This is a genomic window from Rhizobium sp. NZLR11, assembly GCF_019685115.1.
Classification (GTDB): Bacteria; Pseudomonadota; Alphaproteobacteria; order Rhizobiales; family Rhizobiaceae; genus Rhizobium.
This window is the reverse complement of record NZ_JABDWD010000001.1, coordinates 281,021-297,308: the sequence shown is the minus strand read 5'-3', so window position 1 is coordinate 297,308 and position 16,288 is coordinate 281,021. Positions and strand designations below refer to the sequence as shown.

Below are 16,288 nucleotides of genomic sequence, written 5' to 3'. Positions count from 1 at the left end.
TGAGGTTCCGATGTTCGATTTGATCGTCAGAAATGCAAATCTCCCCGATGGCTCAAAGAATATCGATATCGGCATCCAGGGCGGCAAGATCGTCGTTGTCGAGCGCAATCTCCAGGCGCAGGCGGGGGAAGAGATCGACGCGACAGGTCGGCTGGTCAGCCCGCCCTTCGTCGACCCGCATTTCCATATGGACGCCACCCTGTCGCTTGGCCTGCCGCGCATGAATGTATCCGGCACGCTGCTTGAAGGAATCGCGCTCTGGGGAGAGTTGCGCCCGATCGTGACAAAAGAAGAGCTGGTCGATCGTGCGTTGCGCTATTGCGACCTGGCGGTCACGCAGGGGCTGCTCTTCATTCGCAGCCACGTCGACACCAGCGATCCCAGACTGGTGACCGTCGAGGCGATGATAGAGGTTCGCGAAAAGGTCGCGCCCTATATCGATCTGCAATTGGTCGCTTTTCCTCAGGATGGCTATTACCGCTCACCCGGCGCGATCGACACTCTCAACCGCGCCCTCGACATGGGCGTCGACCTCGTCGGCGGCATTCCCCACTTCGAACGGACGATGGGCGAAGGTACGGCCTCGGTCGAGGCGCTCTGCCGCATCGCTGCCGACCGCGGCCTGCCAGTCGATATGCATTGCGACGAAACCGACGATCCGCTCTCGCGCCATATCGAGACGTTGGCTGCGGAAACCATCCGCTTCGGGCTCAAAGGGCGCGTCGCCGGCTCGCATCTGACCTCGATGCACTCGATGGACAATTATTATGTCTCCAAGCTCATCCCGCTGATGGCGGAGGCCGAGATCAACGTCATCCCCAATCCGCTGATCAACATCATGCTGCAGGGCCGCCACGACACCTATCCGAAACGCCGCGGCATGACCCGCGTTAGGGAATTGATGGATGCGGGGCTCAACGTCTCCTTCGGGCACGATTGCGTCATGGATCCCTGGTATTCGATGGGGTCGGGCGACATGCTGGAGGTCGGCCATATGGCGATCCATGTCGCGCAGATGGCCGGCATCGACGACAAGAAGAGGATTTTCGACGCATTGACGGTCAATTCGGCAAAGACGATGGGGCTTGCAGGTTACGGCCTGGAAAAGGGATGTAACGCCGACCTCGTCATCCTCCAGGCGAGCGACACGCTGGAAGCGCTGCGGCTGAAGCCGAACCGGCTGGCGGTGATCCGTCGCGGCAAGGTCATCGCCCGCTCGGCGCCGCGCATCGGCGAGCTTTTCCTGGACGGGCGCCCGGCACGGATCGACGGCGGTTTGGATTACGCGCCGCGTTATTGAAGTGCGGGGGCGGCTTACCGGAGCAGACTTCTGTCTGCGCCAAAACAAAAAAGGGGTCGCGAGGCAGCGACCCCTTTCCATTCGCACTGGCTTGGAGATTATTTCTTCGAAGCCTCGTAGAGCGCCTTGGTTTCGGCGTTCATCGGATAGAGGCCGGGCAGCGGCACGCCGTCATCGATCCTGGTCATGATCCAGGCTTCCATGCGCTCCTGTTCCAGGGCTTCCGCCAGCACAGCCTCGAGCAAATCGGCCGGGATCAGCACCGCGCCGTCCTGGTCGACGACGATGATGTCATCGGGAAAGACCGCGACGCCGCCGCAACCGATCGGTTGCTGCCAGGCGACGAAGGTGAGGCCGGCAACCGAGGGAGGTGCCGCGACGCCGCGGCACCAGACCGGCAGGTCGGTGTCGAGCACGCCGGCAAGATCGCGCACCACGCCGTCGGTGACAAGTGCGGCAACACCCCGCTTCTGCATGCGGGCGCAGAGGATATCGCCGAAGATGCCGGCATCGGTCACGCCCATCGCGTCGACGACGGCGACGCAGCCTTCCGGCATCGCCTCGATCGCGGCGCGCGTCGAGATCGGCGAGGCCCAGGATGCCGGCGTCGCCAGATCCTCGCGGGCCGGAACGAAGCGGAGCGTGAAGGCCGGGCCGACGATGCGCGGCTGGCCGGGCTTTAACGGAACGGCGCCGCGGATCCAGACATTGCGCAAGCCTTTCTTTAGAAGAACGGTCGTCAATGTCGCCGTCGAGACGGCCTTGAGTGTTGCAATCGCTTCAGTGCTAAGGGCCATCGGTTCTCGTGTCCAATCCGGTTTCTGTCAGATGCTCTGGATCATGCCGCCATCGACGAGGATCACCGATCCGGTCAGATAGGAGGCAGGCTCGCTCGCCAGGAAGGCGACGAAATTGCCATATTCTTCCGGCCGGCCATAACGGCCGAGCGGAATGCTGCCAGTGCTTTCGGCGACGACGTCATCGATGGAGCGGTTTTCGCGCTTGGCCTGCTGCTCGTCGAGGAAGGTGATGCGGCGGGTGGCGCTCCGGCCCAACTGCGCGATGATAGATGGAAGACGTCGCCTCATACATGCCGGCTCTGATGCCGGCATGTATGTAAAAGCGTCAGGCGATCTTCTGGCGGACCGGCAGCTTCCAGCCTGGCCGGACGAAATGGCAGGTGTAGCCGTTTGGTATCCGCTCCAGATAATCCTGATGCTCGGGCTCGGCCTCCCAGAAATCGCTCACCGGCACGACCTCGGTGACGACCTTGCCGGGCCAGAGGCCGGATGCGTCGACATCGGCGATCGTATCCTTGGCAACACGCTCCTGCTCGGGGCTGGCGTAGAAGATCGCCGAGCGGTAGCTCGCGCCGACGTCATTACCCTGGCGGTTGCGCGTGCTCGGGTCATGGATCTGGAAGAAAAATTCGAGGATTTCGCGATAGCTGATCCTTGCGGGATCGAAGATGATCTCGATCGCCTCGGCGTGGTTTCCGTGGTTGCGATAGGTGGCATTCGGCACGTCGCCGCCGGAATAGCCGACCCGGGTCGAAATCACGCCCTTGTACCGGCGGATGAGGTCCTGCATGCCCCAGAAGCAGCCACCGGCGAGCACTGCACGTTCTTCGGTCATTGGATGTCTCCTTGTTTGCCAAGAGATAGTATCTCCGGCCCGCGATTTCCACACAGCGGAAATAAGCACAGCTGTGCAATTTCCTTTCGAACAGCCTGCCTGTCATGTCGATGTTACGCGCCGGCGCTAGCAAGGCCTCCGACAATCCGCCGAGGCGGAGCCTCGACACCTGATGGAGACGGTTATGAATAGGCGTGAATTTCTGATCACATCGTCGGCTGCGGCGGGTCTTCTGGCTCTCCCGCGCTTCGCATCGGCGGCAGTCGGCACGATCGACCTCTATAGCGGTTCGGATGCCAATATCGTCGACCTCTGGAACAACATCATCCGCCCTGCCTTCGAAAAGGCGCATCCCGAACTCCCGCTGAAGGTGACCGATGCCGGCGATAATAACGGCCTGCGCGCCATCGCCGACCGCGCGCTCGCAGCGCTGAAGACGAAGACCGATCCGCAGGCTGACCTTTTCGAGCAGTTCGATCCGCGTTTGCCGGCGGGTGGTATCGATGCCGGCCTCTGGGTGAAATTGTCAGCCGAAAACATCGAAGGCTACGACCACATCAATCCACTGGCCTTCGATACCCCCTACTCGCTTCCCTATCGCGGCTCGCAGGTGCTGCTCGCCTACGACACGGCCAAGCTCGACCCGAAGGATGCCCCAAAAAGCTGGGATCAGCTCACGACCTGGATCAAGGCCCACCCGGGCCAGTTCATCTACAACAGACCCGACAAGGGCGGTTCGGGCAGCAACTTCGTTCGCCGCGCAATTCATGAGGTGAACGGCCGCGATCCGAAGAAATTCAAGGTCGACAATTTCACCGTGGACTACGGCACCAAGGCGCTGACGCCGGCCTGGAAGCTGCTCAACGATCTCGCCCCTTCGCTCTACGACAAGGGCGCCTATACATCAGGCAATACCCAGTCGATCCAGCTGCTTGCCCAGGGTGTCGTCACCATGGTGCCGGTCTGGTCGGACCAGGTGCTGCAGGCGATCTCGCAGGGCGTACTGCCCGAGACGACCGGCCTGGTGCAGCTTGGCGATCTCGCCCTTTGCGGCGGCTTCTCCAGCATCACGGTGTTCTCGAACGGCGCCAACAAGGATGCGGCGCTGAAGCTTGCCGCGTTCATGCTGACAAAGGAAATGCAGGAAGCGATCATCACCCAGATCGGCGGCTTCCCTGCCATCTCCTGGGACCATATCTCCGACGATCTGCGCAAGAAATATGCTGACGTCATTCCGTCGACCATCCCCACCTTCCCGAGCGGCGATTGGGAAAAGGCGATCAACGACGGCTGGTATCGCAACGTCGCGCCGGGCATCAGCCGCACCTGATGTCCGCCGATACCGCGCTGGCGGCACCGCGCCGTCACCAATCTATCGACAGGAGGAGCTTCCTCGGGCTCCTCCTCGTTGCGCTGCCGGTCTTCCTGGTTGGATGGCTGATCATCTTCCCGATCTTTTCGGCGGTCGTCGGCACGATTTTGGTTCGAGGCCCTGAGGGCGCGACGGAGTTCTCGCTCGCCTCCTACCGCTTCTTCTTTTCCGATGGCTACAGCCTCGGCAATCTATGGCTGACGCTGTGGACCACCGCCGTCTGTGGCATTCTGCTTCTGGCGATCGGCCTTCCGATCGCGCTTTACCTTCGCTTCTCGCAAGGTCGCCTTGCTGCCTACGTGCAGGCTCTTGCGATCTTCCCGATGTTCGTGCCGTCAATCATTCTTGCTTATGCGCTGATCAGGACCATCGGGCCGAACGGCACCGTCGACCTGTTGCTGAACGCCGTCGGCCTGCCCAAGCTGCGCACGCCCTATCTGACGCCGTGGGGACCGGTGATCGGCCTCGTTTGGGACAATCTTCCGTTGACGGTGCTGATGCTGACGGCCGGCCTCTCCTCGGTTTCGAACAGCGCCATCGAGGCCGCCCGCGACGTCGGCGCAGGGCCGCTTCGGGTCTTCGTCTCGATCATTCTGCCGCGCATGGGCAATTCCCTGCTGGTCACTGCTTCCTTTGCGGTGCTCGGCATCTTTTCCGCCTTCACCCTTCCCTATGTGCTCGGCCCGGCATCGCCGGAGATGATGGGGCCGTTCATGCAGCGCACCTTCGCCGACATGAACGACCCGCTGAACGCCATGACCCAGGCCGTCATCACATTCACCTTCTGCCTGGTCTTCGGCATCTTCTATATCCGGTCGATTGCCCGCAACCGGGAGGTCCGGCCATGAGAACAACTAGACCGGGCATCGGCCTTCGCTTCGACTGGATCGGCATGCTCTTCGCATGCCTGCTGACGCTGTTCATCGCGCTGCCGCTGATCGTCGTCGGCACATGGGCCTTCACCCAGGTCTGGCGTTACCCGTCGGTGATCCCGCAGCAATTCGGCCTGCGCTTCTGGGGCCAGACGCTGGCGCGCTCGGATGTCTGGGATGCTCTCTTGCTCAGTCTGCGGCTGACCGCGACGGTGACCGCCCTTTCCGCCGTCATCTGCCTTCCCGCCGCCTATGCTTTCGCGCGCATGCGCTTTCCCGGCAGAAATATCCTGTTCCTGTCGTTTCTCGCATCGCATGCCTTCCCGAAATTCGGCCTGCTCGTCGCCATTGCCGGCATCTTCCTGCAGCTCGGCCTGATCAGCACCTTCTGGGGCGTTGTGCTGATCCAGCTTGTCGGCACGCTGATGCTGATGATCTGGATTCCGGTCGCAGCCTTCCAGAATGTCGACCGACGCATGGAAGAGGCAGCACGCGATGCCGGCGCCACGCCGCTGCGCGTCTTCTGGTCGATCACGCTGCCGCAGGCCGCACCGACGATCACCGCCGCCCTGCTTCTGACCTTCGTCGGCACCTTCTACGAAACCGAAGGCGCCTGGCTGATTGGCGCGCCTGGGATCCGCACCATGCCGGTGCTGATGATCGGCTTCATCAACAATCAGATCGTCGTGCAATATGGCGCCGTGCTCTCCGTCATGCTGTGGCTGCCGTCCTTCATCGCGCTGATGTTTGCGCGCCGCGTCATCGGCACTGGCGCGTTCGCGAGAGGTTTTGGTGCGTGAGAGGCGCCAATTGAGGAAAGGTTTGAGAATGGCACATCTAATGATCGAGGGCGTTTCGAAGCTGTTCGGAAGCACCTTTGCCGTTCGCGAGTTTTCGCTCGAAGTCGGCGACGGCGAACTCGTCTGCCTGCTTGGCCCCTCAGGCTCCGGCAAGTCGACGCTTCTCAGAATGATCGGTGGCTTCGAGCGTCCGAGCGGCGGAACGATCCGCATCGACGGCAGGGATGTGACGAGCCTGCCGCCCGAGCGGCGCCCGACCGGCATGGTGTTCCAGAGCCACGCGCTCTGGACGCATATGGATGTCTTCAACAACATCGCCTTCGGTCTGAAGGTTCGCCGGCTGCCGAAATCCGAAATTCGTCAGCGTGTCGAGGATGCGCTCGATCTGGTCGGCCTTGGCGATTACGGGCGGCGGATGACGACGCAACTGTCGGGCGGACAACAGCAGCGCGTCGCCCTTGCCCGCTCGCTGGTGCTTGAGCCGAAGATCCTGCTGCTCGACGAACCCTTCGCCAGCCTTGACCAGCACCTGCGCGAAAGGCTGCGGGAAGAAGTGCGCGATATCCAGCAGCGCCTCGGCATCACCACGCTCTTCGTTACCCACGGCCAGGACGAAGCCTTGGCGCTCGCCGACCGCATCGTGGTCATGCGCGACGGACGCACAGAGCAGATCGCGCCGCCGAGCACTATCTACCGGCAGCCGCAGACAGCCTTCGTCGCCGGCTTCATCGGCTCGATGAATTTCGTCGAGAGCCACACCAGAAACGGCGCCTGCGAGCATCCGCTCTTCCCGCTTGCGATCCCCATCGAGGACGGACCCGTGACGCTGGCCACCCGTCCTGAAGCGCTGATGATCCGGTCCTCGGACCGGCCGGATGCCGCGACGGTCCATCGCGTCGTCGATTTCGGCACGCATAAGATGGTCGATGTCGATCTGGCCGACGGCAGTCGCTTGAAGGCAATGGTGGCGCCGGACGATCGGATTCGGACCGGAATGAAGGTCGAGCCGAGCTGCACCAGTTTTTTCGTCTACCGCAACAATGAACTCGTCCATCAATCGATGACGGCAAGGGGCGATGCGGAGCTTGGGCGGCTGTTGCCGGTCTAAATTACGCCTTCGTCGCGAAGCCTTCCTTGAGCCAGGGATACAATGCCTTGCTGGCGGCGAGGATATCGCCCGGCCCGTCGACGGCGGCACCGGAGAAACGCGTAACAATGCCGCCTGCCTCCTCGACCATCAGCGCCGAGGCGCCGAAATCATGGATCGAGAGCCCGTCCTCGAAGAATCCGTCCAGCCGGCCGCAGGCGACATAGGCGATCGACAGCGCCGCCGAGCCAAGGCGGCGTACGCCTGCCGTGTTGGCCATCAGCCGTTTGATGGCGTCGAAATAGGCCGCTTCGGCGACCGCCTTGACCTGGCCCGGGATTGGCAGGCCTGCACCGACAAGCACGTTTTCGATGTCGCCGACCTCGGCGCAGCGGATGCGCTCGCCGTCGAGATAGGCACCGCCGCCGAGCTCGGCGCTGAACAGCTCGTCCTGCATCGCGTCATAAACGACGCCGGCGACGAGCCTTCCGCCTTCGGCGATTGCGATCGTCATGCCGAAATGCGGAAGGCCCCAGGCATAATTGGTGGTGCCGTCGATCGGATCGATATAGATGATGGGTGTTTCCGGCCCGGCCGTGCGGTTGCCGACGGCTTCCTCGCCTTGAATGGCATAATCCGGAAAAGCCTTCGTCATCTCGTCGACGATGATCCGCTCGACGGCGACATCGATCTCGGTCTGATAGTCGCGCGGCGCCTTGGCCAGCATTTCGGCCGATGTTCGTCGCCGCAGCGAGCCGCGGGCGGTTTCGCCCGCCTTTATGACCGTTTCGGCAAGCACGGCGAGGCGGGACGATGCGGTCGGGGAAAGACGCGCGGAAATCGGAGAGGATGCCATGAGAAGAGTCCGGATTGCTGCTGATATGACGGGGTGAGCTACGAGGCGCCCATCCCTTCGCAGAGGCTGATGATGGTTTGATGAAGCTGTCCGCTGCCATTGCCGTCAAACGCCATCCAACAGTCGACGAGAACGCAGAGTTTGTTTGTCAGCGTCAACATAATGGCGTCAAGCCGGTTATTTCAAGATCGTTTCAAGCTCGGAAACCGTAGGAAACGCCTTTCTGGTCCCGTGCCGAGAGACGGTGATAGCGGCGGCGGCGGCGGCATGCTCGATGGCCTGCCTGTCCAGCCGTCCCCCTCGCAGCCCACAGGATGCCAGCGCCACGGCCATAAACGTATCGCCCGCACCCGTCGTATCGACCACATCGCAGGCTCGGGCGGGCACTTCAATGCTATCGCGCCGATTGACAAGCGTCGCGCCGTCGCTGCCGAGGGTCAGAACGATTTCGCGCAGGCCCCGGCTCAAAAGATATTCGGCAGCATCGCGGCCTGTCGTTCCTGTCAGGGCCTGGGCCTCACCCTTGTTGAGGAACGCTATATCGATCAACCCCCAAAGATCGGAGAAATAGGAACGCACCGGCGAGGGATTGAAGGCGGTGATCATGCCGATCGCTCTTGCCTGCTCCAGGATGTCGCGGGTCGCCTGATCGGACAGATTTCCCTGCAGCATCATCAGATCGCCTTGACCGGCGGTCGACAGGCTTCGTGCGACATGGGACAGGGACAGGCTCTGCGCTGATTCCGTCGTCGTGACGATGGCATTTTCACCGCCCGGCAGCCGGAAGATGATCGAGACGTCGCTCGATGTACCTTGCATTTCGATCAGGTCGCTCTGAAGCGGTTCCTCCGCGAGGTAGTGGCGGATCGTCTCGGCCCTCGCATCCCAACCGACAGGCGCCACCAACGTTGTCGGAACGCCGCAGCGAGCCATGACGACCGCCTGGTTGGTGCCCTTGCCGCCGAGATCGCTGCCACCGGCAGTGCCGAGGATGGAGGCACCAATGACCGGAAGTTCGGAAACGGCGATGGTTTCGTCGATGGCGACATTGCCGACTATGTAGGCGCGCATGCATCCGCTTTCGCAAGGCTGAAGCTAAAGATAAGGCGCATTGTGAAAATCGATCTCGAGCTGCATCGCCTGGCCGAAGATCGCGCTCAATCGCGCCATTTCATCCTCTTCCAGGGTTTCTCCTGTCATGTCGAGTTCATTTTTCAGCCATTGCGCCTGGGCGGCGAAATTAGGATCGACATGCAGGTCGACCCATTCCTTCAGCAGCGGATCGCTGATCGAGCGGGTAGCCGCTTCCTTCGACCATGTCCAATACATCCACTCGGCCGCAAACATCGCCGCGACCGTATCGAGGAAGCCGCCCTGGCGAGCGATCTCCAACATGCCGGCACGAAAGGCCTCGACCTCGGCGATGCCGGTGTCGAAGGAAGAAGGATCAATGCCGCGGCTGGCGAAGGTGCGTTCGAAATAGCTGATCTGCTCGGTTGCCAGCGCTTCGAGAACCGCGATCAGCCAGCGCTTCTGCGTCATCGTCTTGGCGGTCGCCGCCGCATAAGCAAAGATCGAGATGGCGCTGTCGACGAAGGCGCCTTCGTAGACGAGATAACGCTCGAAAGCCTCCTTGCTCAAGGTGTCGTTCTTCACGTCCTCGACGAAGCGGTGGCCAAGCATCGTCCGGAAGACGGCGTCGTTCTCACGTAGAATGCGGTCTGAAAGGCTCTCCTCGGCCATGCTCAGCCCTCCAGTCCCGGTTCGGCAACCGCCCGGAAGGCGCGCACCCGCTCGATATCGACAGGATTCCACCAGACACCGCCATGTTTTAGCGATGAGGCGACGATGACGCCGTTGGTGCGGCTCAGAATATCGACGATATTGTCCTTGTTGACGCCGGAGCCGACGAGCAGTGGCAGATGCGTCGCTGCGCCGATCTCCTCGATTTCCTCCATCGTCGCCGAATTGCCGGTTCGCTGGCCGGTGGCGATGACGCCGTCGGCATCGAAGAAGGCGAGGTCACGCGTCAGTTCCTGGATCGAGCGGTCGGCGACGATGGCGTGGCTGCCGTGTTTGACGTGGCTGTCGGCAAAAACCTTGATGTGCTCGGCCCTGAGCAGCGAGCGGTAGCGCATGGCTTCGGCGGCCCTGCCCTCGATGAAACCTTCATTGGCAACATAGGCATTGGCCCATTGATTGACGCGGATGAATTTGGCGCCGCCGGCCATGGCGATGGCGAAGGCTGGAATCGGCGCATTGGCAAGGACGTTGACGCCGAGCGGAATGCCGGCCGCGCGCGCGATCCGGTCGGTGACGACGGACATGAAACCCGTCGTCTCGGGGCCGATATCCTCGGGCTTCGAGAATGGCACGTCGCCGTGATTTTCGATGATCAACCCATGCAGGCCGCCTTCCATGCAGGCTTCGGCGTCGCGCATGCACGCGTCGTAGATCGCGTCCATCGCAGCAGCCCTGTAGCGGGGTGCACCCGGAAAGGCCGGGCAGTGGATCATGCCGATCAGAACCTTGTCCCTGCCGAAGATGTCCCTGACGGCGTTGGATGATCTGTCCGAAATTTCCTGCATGTCATTCCCTTTCCAATTTCTGCCGCGTGCTGAAATCACGCCTGGTTCTCGGTGAGCCAGCCGAGGATGTTTTTCCACAGCCGGCCGTAGCCATCCCATTCGCAGAAGGCAGGCGAGAGCCAGTGCGGGCCGATATCCGACGTCCAGGCCGCCGTTCGTCCAGTGCCGTGCGTGCCAACGACGAACAGCGGATGGCCACCCTGATCCTGCGGCAAGCGCGCGATGACTTCGACATCCGCACGGTTGCGCACTTCGACCTCGTTGACGCCGAGAAGCACCGGCCAGGCGCCTTCGAGGCCCTGCATCGTCGGGTGCTCAGGCTTCACCACCTCGGCAACGGTTCCCTCGGGAATCTCGACGCGGTCGTCATAGGGCAGGCAGGTGACGGGTAAGGTGTCTTCGACAGGGGTGCGCCGCCAGCGCGCCTTGCCGTCGATGCCCTGGAAGGAGAAATAGCCGCCGACCATCAGCAGGCCGCCGCCCTTTTCCACCCATGCCTTCAGCAGCTTCAGCCGGTTCGGCACCGTGCGCGAATGCAGCCACACATCCGGCGGCAGCAGCAGCGAATTGGCGCCGATATCGGAGAGGATGATGGCATCGTAAGAGTCGAGCCCGGATATATCGAAGGGGAACTTCTCCACCGCCTCATGCGCCGGCATATAGGTGAGTTCGAAGGCGCTGCCGGCGAGCGTCTTGACCAGCGGTTCGGCGCCGAGATGGAAGGTGACGCTGCCGAACTGGTCGAAGCCTTTGTAATGCGTGGCGGAGCTAACCCAGCTCTCGCCGACAAGGAGGATTTTCTTTGTCATGGTCTTCCGGTTACCTGTGATCGATTGCATTGATGGAGCTAGGCTCCGGCGTGAAAGACGCGGCGCGGATTGCCGCGCATCATCTCGTTAAGGACCGTCCCGTCGAGGCCGTGCCGCTGAAGACGCGGAAGGAAGTGGCGAAGGATGTAGGCGTAGCCGTTGCCGCCGTAGTGCGTCAGCATCATCTTCAGAAAGACGTCGTGCGACAGAAGAATCCGGTCGAGATAACCGGCCTCGACGAGACGCACGACCGCGCGCGCAGCCTCTTCGTCGCTCGGGCACTGCACCTGCTGGTCGGCATAGAAGAAATCCATGCCGATCATGTCGTATTCGATGAAGGCGCCGCGCTCCGCCAGTTCGCTCTGATAGGCAATATCGTCATGCGACGGGTTCATGTGGCAAAGGACGGTGTGGCTGAGATCCGCACCCTCTTCGGCCACCACGTCGAGCACGCGATGGCCGAGACGGAGCCAGCCCGGCAGATGCACCATCAGGGGAAGTCCGGTCAGCACCTGCGCCCGGGCAGCGCCGCGCAGCGATTTCTCTTCCTCGGCGGTGAAATCCGAGGAGACGCCGATCTCGCCGATCAGGCCGATCCTGACGCCGGTATCATCGACGCCTTCCCTTGCCTCGCGGACGATTTCGCGCGCGATGTCCTCGACGTTCATCGCCGCGACGCCTTTCGGATGCGAGGAGCCGAGGTAATATCCCGCTCCCATCACGATGTTGAGACCGGATGCCTTTGAGATGCGCTGGAGTGCCAGTGGATCGCGGCCGATGCCCTTGCAGGTCGGTTCCACCACCGTGCGGCCGCCGGCGCCGGCGAAATCCTTGAGTTCGGCCACCGCCAGATGTTCGTCGTCGAGGGTGATATTGTGCTTGTTGACGAAGGGATCCTGCCGGAGTTCGCCGAGGATCTCCATGCAGACGAAGCGTTCGGCCAGATATTGCCGCTCCGGCGCCTTCGGCGCGTGCCACCAGCAGCGGCAGTCGTTGAGGATGTGTTCGTGCATCAGCGTCACGCCGAGCGCATCCGCCGAAATCGGACCGGTGACGGTCATCACCTTGCCGGAGCGGACATGCGCTTCGGACAAGCTATCTGCTGCCTGTTCATTCATCGCCTCATCCTTTCCTGCCGATTCCGAAACGGAAATTGGCGGTGAAGATGCGGGTGTTCAGCCAGATGGCGACGAGAATGATGGCGCCGGTGACGATCTGGGTGAAGAACGGCGATATGTGCATCAGGATCAGGCCGTTACCGATGACGGCGATGGTCAGCGTGCCGAGCACCGTGCCGAGGATGGTGCCGCGTCCGCCCATCAGCGACGTTCCGCCGAGAACGACGGCCGCAATCACCTGCAACTCGAAACCGACGGCGGCATTGGACGAGCCGGAGCCGAGCCGGGCGGCAATCAGCAGGCCGGCGACCGCGCAGGCGATGCCGGAGATGATATAGACCGAGGCGATGATCCATTTGGCGGGCATGCCGACACGCCGTGCCGCTTCCATGTTGGAGCCGACCGCCACGACCTGCCGGCCGTATTTCGTCGCTGTGATGATCACATAGCCGAGAATGGCGATGATGAGGGCGATGACTGCGGGGATCGGGAAGCTCAGGATTTCGCCCCGGCCGAGCGCGAAGAAGCCCGGCGCATCCTTGATCGGGATGGAATATCCCTGGGTCAGATAGAGCGCCAGGCCGCGCAGGATCGAGAGGCCGGCGAGCGTGACGATGAAGGCCGGAATGCCCTGATAGGCGACAAACCAGCCCTGAACCAGACCCATAAACGCGCCGAGCACCAGCATGCCGATGAGCACGGACGGCCAGGGAATTCCCATCGCCATGACGATTGCCGCAACCGCATTGACAAGGGCGACCTGCGAGCCGACCGACAGATCAATACCGCCAGTAATGATGACGAAGGTCATGGCGATGGCGACGATCAGGATGGGGGCGGCCTGCCGGACGATGTTCAGGATGTTGCCGAGCGTGAAGAAGGTCTCGCTGCCGATCGAGAAGAAGATCATGCAAGCCAGGAAGAAGATGGCGATCGACAGCACTTGCGCATGTTCGCCGAAGAAATCGGCGGCCCGAGATCCGTGGCCGCGTTCCGTGTAAGCCGTCATTGCCTGGCTCCTTCACCGACGATCAAATGGACGAGATCCTCGAGGTTGGTGCGGCCGATCTGCCGCTCGGCCACCTTCGTGCCCTCATACATCACCGCAATGCGGTCGCAGACCCGGAAGAGATCCTGCAGCCGGTGGGTGATAAGGATCACCGAGACCCCGTTCGCCTTGACGCGGTTGATCAATGCGAGAACCGCTTCGACTTCGGCAACGGCAAGTGCCGATGTCGGCTCGTCCATGATCAGCACTTTCGGCTTGAAGGAGGCCGCTCGCGCAATGGCGATCGCCTGACGCTGTCCGCCGGATAGCTGGGCGACTTTGCCGGTCAGTCTCGGGATGCGGATTTCCAGCGAATCCAGCATCTTGCGAGCTTCGGACAGCATCGTCCTGGTATCGAGAAACGGGCCGCGGCTGAGTTCGCGGCCGAGGAAGAGATTGCCGACGACATCGATGTGGTCGCAGAGGCTGAGATCCTGGAACACCATTTCGATGTTTCTGCCGCGCGCATCCGCGGGGCCGGAGAAGCGGACCTCCTCGCCTTCCATGGTGATCGTGCCGGCATCGGGAATGTAGGTCCCCGAGATGATTTTCGTCAGTGTCGACTTGCCGGCAGCGTTATCGCCGACGAGGCCCAGGCATTCGCCGGGGAAGATGTCGAGATCGACGCCGCGCAGCGCCTGATGCGAGCCGAAGGACTTGCGGATACCGCGCAACGAGATGCGCGGATCGGATCGGGTGCCGCCGGATGTTCCGGTTCCGGAGGGTGCGAACCCTCCGGAACCGGCGGCAGCGAGATGATGCTGTCCGCTTTCGATCATTTGAAGACGGCCCGGTACGGCTCGACATTCTCCTTGGTCACGATGGTGATCGGCACCGAGATCGTCTTGGTGACGGCCTCGCCGGCCGAGGCCTTTAAGAGCGCGTCGACGGCGGCACCGCCCATCGCGGCCGGATCCTGCTGGACGACGGCGACGACGAAGCCGGCATCGATGCCGGCAATGGCTTCGGCAGTCAGATCCCAGCCGAATACCTTGATCTTATCCTGCTTTCCCTGGCTCTGGACAGCGGCGATCGCCCCCATCAGCGCCGGCTCGCCGGTGGCGTAGATCGCCGTCAGGTCGGGATTGGCGGTGATCAGGTTCTCGGCCGCCGCGAGGGCGTTGTCCTGGATATTCTGGCCGTCGACGACGCCGGCCATTTCGATGCCGTCGACGCCTTTCAAGGTCTTCTCGAAGCCGTCCTGGCGGATGTTCTGGATGAACGAGTTCAGTGCGCCGACGACGCCGAGCTTGGCCTTGCCGCCCATGTTCGCCTTGACGTAGTCGAGAAAGTACTTGCCCATGTCGGCGCCGGCTGCGGCGTTGTCGACGCCGATCTGCGCCTTCTGCGGACCATCAGGCAGGATGGCGTCGATGGCAACGACAGGAATGCCGGCGTCGGCCGCCTGCTTGACCGCCGGCATGATGCCGTTGACGTCGATCGCCACGACGGCAAGACCGGAGACCTTTTCCTGGACGTAGGTTTCGATCGCGCTGTTTTGCGCGGTCGTCTCATTGTTGGCGTTGAAGATCACCAGCTTGACGCCGGCGGCGTCGGCTGCCTTCTGGGCACCCTCATTCATCTGATTGAAGAAAAGCGCCTGCTGGTTGATCTGTACGAGTGCGACGGTCTTCTTTTCCTGGGCCTGGGCGCCGGACAGGCCGATGAAGGTCAATGCGGTGAAGCCGGCGGCTGCGATCATCGTTCGTCTAGTCAAATTCAGTGTCATGTTCTCATCCTCTTTTGGTTTTTTGACGTTGCTGTTTTTTATTTCGCGGGCGGCGCAACGGAGTTCCGCACCACGATTTCGACAGGCACCAGTTCCTCGGAAGCGGATGGTTTCCACTCGTGCCAATTGGTTTCCAGAAGCAGCTCCAGTGACCGTCGGCCGATCTGGCGGACCGGCTGGCGGATCGCTGTCAGCGGCGGTGCAAAAAGATGAAGTGGGCCGACATCGTCGAAGCCGATGATCGAGATGTCAGCCGGGATCGAGACGCCCCGGCTTCCGAAGACCTCGACCAGCCCGATGGCGATCTCGTCGGAGCTGGCGAAGATCGCCGTCGCCTTTCGGTCACCCGAGAGATATTCAAGCGCAGCTGCACGGCCGTATTCGATCGTATATTCGCCGGCATAGCGATCGGCCTGGGCCTCGCTGCCATGCCGCTCCCTGAGCGCCTTCAACAGACCGTCATAACGTCTGCGGGCGCTGATCATGCGCTCGTCACCGCCGATGAACAGGACATGGCGGTGACCCTGTGCGGCCAAGTGCTGACCAGCGAGATAACCGCCTTGCTCATTGTCGCAGAACAGCTTCGGCGCTTTCGAATCGGGAACGTCCTCATCGACGATGATGACCTTGCCGGTGCCGTTGATGAGGGCGGCAAGCGCGCCGTCGTCGGGGTGGTTGGTGACGAAGATCAGGCCGTCGACGTGATTGCGCTCGATCAGCTGCAGATATTCAATCTCGCGGCCCGGCCGGTTGAGCGTGGCATGCAGCGAGACGGCGAGCTTCTTTTCGTCGGCCGCCTGCTCGACGGCGGCGACGAGGGTCGCGAAGAAGGGGTTGGCGATATCGGGCACGACGAGGCCGATCGTGTCAGAGCGACCCCTGCTCAGGCGGCGCGCATGCGGGTTCGGCCGGTAGTTCAGCGTCTTGATCGCGTCCTCAATGCGCTTCTTGGTCTGAAACGGTAGGTCGAGGCTGCCGTTGACGAAACGGGACACGGTGGTGACCGAGACGCCGGCTGCGGCCGCAACATCCTTCAAGCTCGGTGTCGTTCCCTTGGCCATTGATTGGACCTAT

At 62.1% G+C, this 16,288-nt stretch carries 17 protein-coding genes and 1 pseudogene; 5 read left to right on the top strand and 13 right to left on the bottom strand.

Annotated features, from left to right (window positions below):
• Window positions 1–10 precede the first annotated feature (10 nt).
• Window positions 11–1,300: an amidohydrolase family protein gene (locus HJB83_RS01400; protein ID WP_207585707.1), complete on the top strand. Its 1,290-nt coding sequence runs from the start codon at window positions 11–13 to the stop codon at window positions 1,298–1,300.
• Window positions 1,301–1,398: 98 nt separating this feature from the next.
• Here HJB83_RS01400 and HJB83_RS01395 read toward each other — a convergent pair whose 3' ends face one another.
• The 3 genes and pseudogenes from HJB83_RS01395 to msrA form a co-directional block, all read right to left on the bottom strand.
• Entirely contained in the window at window positions 1,399–2,097 is a 699-nt protein-coding gene (locus HJB83_RS01395) for a ribonuclease activity regulator RraA (RefSeq protein WP_207585706.1), read from the bottom strand.
• 27 nt (window positions 2,098–2,124) lie between these two features.
• Window positions 2,125–2,352, bottom strand: a pseudogene (locus HJB83_RS01390) (SDR family oxidoreductase); the annotation flags it as partial.
• 73 nt (window positions 2,353–2,425) lie between these two features.
• Window positions 2,426–2,935 (bottom strand): peptide-methionine (S)-S-oxide reductase MsrA, encoded by a 510-nt coding sequence (gene msrA, locus HJB83_RS01385; protein ID WP_221116173.1) that lies wholly within the window; start codon window positions 2,933–2,935, stop codon window positions 2,426–2,428.
• Window positions 2,936–3,119: 184 nt separating this feature from the next.
• Here msrA and HJB83_RS01380 point away from each other — a divergent pair, with 184 nt between their 5' ends.
• From HJB83_RS01380 to HJB83_RS01365, 4 genes are read left to right on the top strand one after another with little or no spacing between them, the layout of a single operon-like run.
• The gene (locus tag HJB83_RS01380; RefSeq protein ID WP_221116174.1) at window positions 3,120–4,265 is read left to right on the top strand and encodes an extracellular solute-binding protein; all 1,146 of its coding nucleotides are present in this window, start codon (window positions 3,120–3,122) and stop codon (window positions 4,263–4,265) included.
• Window positions 4,265–5,155: an ABC transporter permease gene (locus HJB83_RS01375; RefSeq protein ID WP_221131203.1), complete on the top strand. Its 891-nt coding sequence runs from the start codon at window positions 4,265–4,267 to the stop codon at window positions 5,153–5,155. The genes HJB83_RS01380 and HJB83_RS01375 overlap by 1 nt, the downstream gene beginning before the upstream one ends.
• Window positions 5,152–5,979 carry an ABC transporter permease gene (locus HJB83_RS01370; protein ID WP_221116176.1) on the top strand — a complete coding sequence of 276 codons (828 nt, stop codon included), beginning with the start codon at window positions 5,152–5,154 and terminating at the stop codon, window positions 5,977–5,979. The genes HJB83_RS01375 and HJB83_RS01370 overlap by 4 nt, the downstream gene beginning before the upstream one ends.
• Before the next feature lie 28 nt (window positions 5,980–6,007).
• Window positions 6,008–7,087: an ABC transporter ATP-binding protein gene (locus tag HJB83_RS01365; RefSeq protein ID WP_221116177.1), complete on the top strand. Its 1,080-nt coding sequence runs from the start codon at window positions 6,008–6,010 to the stop codon at window positions 7,085–7,087.
• A gap of 1 nt (window position 7,088) precedes the next feature.
• Here HJB83_RS01365 and HJB83_RS01360 read toward each other — a convergent pair whose 3' ends face one another.
• The 10 genes from HJB83_RS01360 to HJB83_RS01315 all read right to left on the bottom strand — a co-directional run bounded on the left by HJB83_RS01360 (window position 7,089) and on the right by HJB83_RS01315 (window position 16,275).
• Window positions 7,089–7,922: an inositol monophosphatase family protein gene (locus HJB83_RS01360; RefSeq protein WP_221116178.1), complete on the bottom strand. Its 834-nt coding sequence runs from the start codon at window positions 7,920–7,922 to the stop codon at window positions 7,089–7,091.
• Window positions 7,923–8,099: 177 nt separating this feature from the next.
• The gene (locus HJB83_RS01355) at window positions 8,100–8,993 is read right to left on the bottom strand and encodes a ribokinase (protein WP_221116179.1); all 894 of its coding nucleotides are present in this window, start codon (window positions 8,991–8,993) and stop codon (window positions 8,100–8,102) included.
• Between the two features lie 24 nt (window positions 8,994–9,017).
• Entirely contained in the window at window positions 9,018–9,665 is a 648-nt protein-coding gene (locus tag HJB83_RS01350; RefSeq protein WP_221131202.1) for a TenA family protein, read from the bottom strand.
• Between the two features lie 2 nt (window positions 9,666–9,667).
• On the bottom strand, window positions 9,668–10,510 hold the full coding sequence (locus tag HJB83_RS01345) for a BtpA/SgcQ family protein (RefSeq protein WP_221116181.1): 843 nt from the start codon (window positions 10,508–10,510) through the stop codon (window positions 9,668–9,670).
• Between the two features lie 35 nt (window positions 10,511–10,545).
• Window positions 10,546–11,319, bottom strand: coding sequence for a glutamine amidotransferase (locus HJB83_RS01340; protein WP_221131201.1), 774 nt, complete (start codon window positions 11,317–11,319; stop codon window positions 10,546–10,548).
• 38 nt (window positions 11,320–11,357) lie between these two features.
• Entirely contained in the window at window positions 11,358–12,437 is a 1,080-nt protein-coding gene (locus tag HJB83_RS01335; RefSeq protein ID WP_221131200.1) for a phosphotriesterase, read from the bottom strand.
• Window positions 12,438–12,441: 4 nt separating this feature from the next.
• A complete protein-coding gene (locus tag HJB83_RS01330; protein ID WP_221131199.1) occupies window positions 12,442–13,446 on the bottom strand; it encodes an ABC transporter permease in 1,005 nt (334 codons plus the stop codon).
• A complete protein-coding gene (locus HJB83_RS01325; protein WP_221116185.1) occupies window positions 13,443–14,264 on the bottom strand; it encodes an ATP-binding cassette domain-containing protein in 822 nt (273 codons plus the stop codon). Before HJB83_RS01325 ends, HJB83_RS01330 begins: the two co-directional genes overlap by 4 nt.
• Entirely contained in the window at window positions 14,261–15,214 is a 954-nt protein-coding gene (locus HJB83_RS01320; RefSeq protein WP_221116186.1) for a substrate-binding domain-containing protein, read from the bottom strand. The genes HJB83_RS01325 and HJB83_RS01320 overlap by 4 nt, the downstream gene beginning before the upstream one ends.
• 38 nt (window positions 15,215–15,252) lie before the next feature.
• Window positions 15,253–16,275 carry a LacI family DNA-binding transcriptional regulator gene (locus tag HJB83_RS01315; RefSeq protein ID WP_221116187.1) on the bottom strand — a complete coding sequence of 341 codons (1,023 nt, stop codon included), beginning with the start codon at window positions 16,273–16,275 and terminating at the stop codon, window positions 15,253–15,255.
• Window positions 16,276–16,288 lie beyond the last annotated feature (13 nt).

Bases quoted from the DNA above. Each gene is read 5' to 3' on its own strand.
- HJB83_RS01380 (WP_221116174.1), top strand. From the start codon at position 3,120: ATGAATAGGCGTGAATTTCTGATCACATCGTCGGCTGCGGCGGGTCTT.
- HJB83_RS01345 (WP_221116181.1), bottom strand. From the start codon at position 10,510: ATGCAGGAAATTTCGGACAGATCATCCAACGCCGTCAGGGACATCTTC.
- HJB83_RS01375 (WP_221131203.1), top strand. From the start codon at position 4,265: ATGTCCGCCGATACCGCGCTGGCGGCACCGCGCCGTCACCAATCTATC.
- HJB83_RS01365 (WP_221116177.1), top strand. From the start codon at position 6,008: ATGGCACATCTAATGATCGAGGGCGTTTCGAAGCTGTTCGGAAGCACC.
- HJB83_RS01355 (WP_221116179.1), bottom strand. From the start codon at position 8,993: ATGCGCGCCTACATAGTCGGCAATGTCGCCATCGACGAAACCATCGCC.
- HJB83_RS01360 (WP_221116178.1), bottom strand. From the start codon at position 7,922: ATGGCATCCTCTCCGATTTCCGCGCGTCTTTCCCCGACCGCATCGTCC.
- msrA (WP_221116173.1), bottom strand. From the start codon at position 2,935: ATGACCGAAGAACGTGCAGTGCTCGCCGGTGGCTGCTTCTGGGGCATG.
- HJB83_RS01350 (WP_221131202.1), bottom strand. From the start codon at position 9,665: ATGGCCGAGGAGAGCCTTTCAGACCGCATTCTACGTGAGAACGACGCC.
- HJB83_RS01330 (WP_221131199.1), bottom strand. From the start codon at position 13,446: ATGACGGCTTACACGGAACGCGGCCACGGATCTCGGGCCGCCGATTTC.
- HJB83_RS01395 (WP_207585706.1), bottom strand. From the start codon at position 2,097: ATGGCCCTTAGCACTGAAGCGATTGCAACACTCAAGGCCGTCTCGACG.
- HJB83_RS01340 (WP_221131201.1), bottom strand. From the start codon at position 11,319: ATGACAAAGAAAATCCTCCTTGTCGGCGAGAGCTGGGTTAGCTCCGCC.
- HJB83_RS01315 (WP_221116187.1), bottom strand. From the start codon at position 16,275: ATGGCCAAGGGAACGACACCGAGCTTGAAGGATGTTGCGGCCGCAGCC.
- HJB83_RS01325 (WP_221116185.1), bottom strand. From the start codon at position 14,264: ATGATCGAAAGCGGACAGCATCATCTCGCTGCCGCCGGTTCCGGAGGG.
- HJB83_RS01335 (WP_221131200.1), bottom strand. From the start codon at position 12,437: ATGAATGAACAGGCAGCAGATAGCTTGTCCGAAGCGCATGTCCGCTCC.
- HJB83_RS01370 (WP_221116176.1), top strand. From the start codon at position 5,152: ATGAGAACAACTAGACCGGGCATCGGCCTTCGCTTCGACTGGATCGGC.
- HJB83_RS01320 (WP_221116186.1), bottom strand. From the start codon at position 15,214: ATGACACTGAATTTGACTAGACGAACGATGATCGCAGCCGCCGGCTTC.
- HJB83_RS01400 (WP_207585707.1), top strand. From the start codon at position 11: ATGTTCGATTTGATCGTCAGAAATGCAAATCTCCCCGATGGCTCAAAG.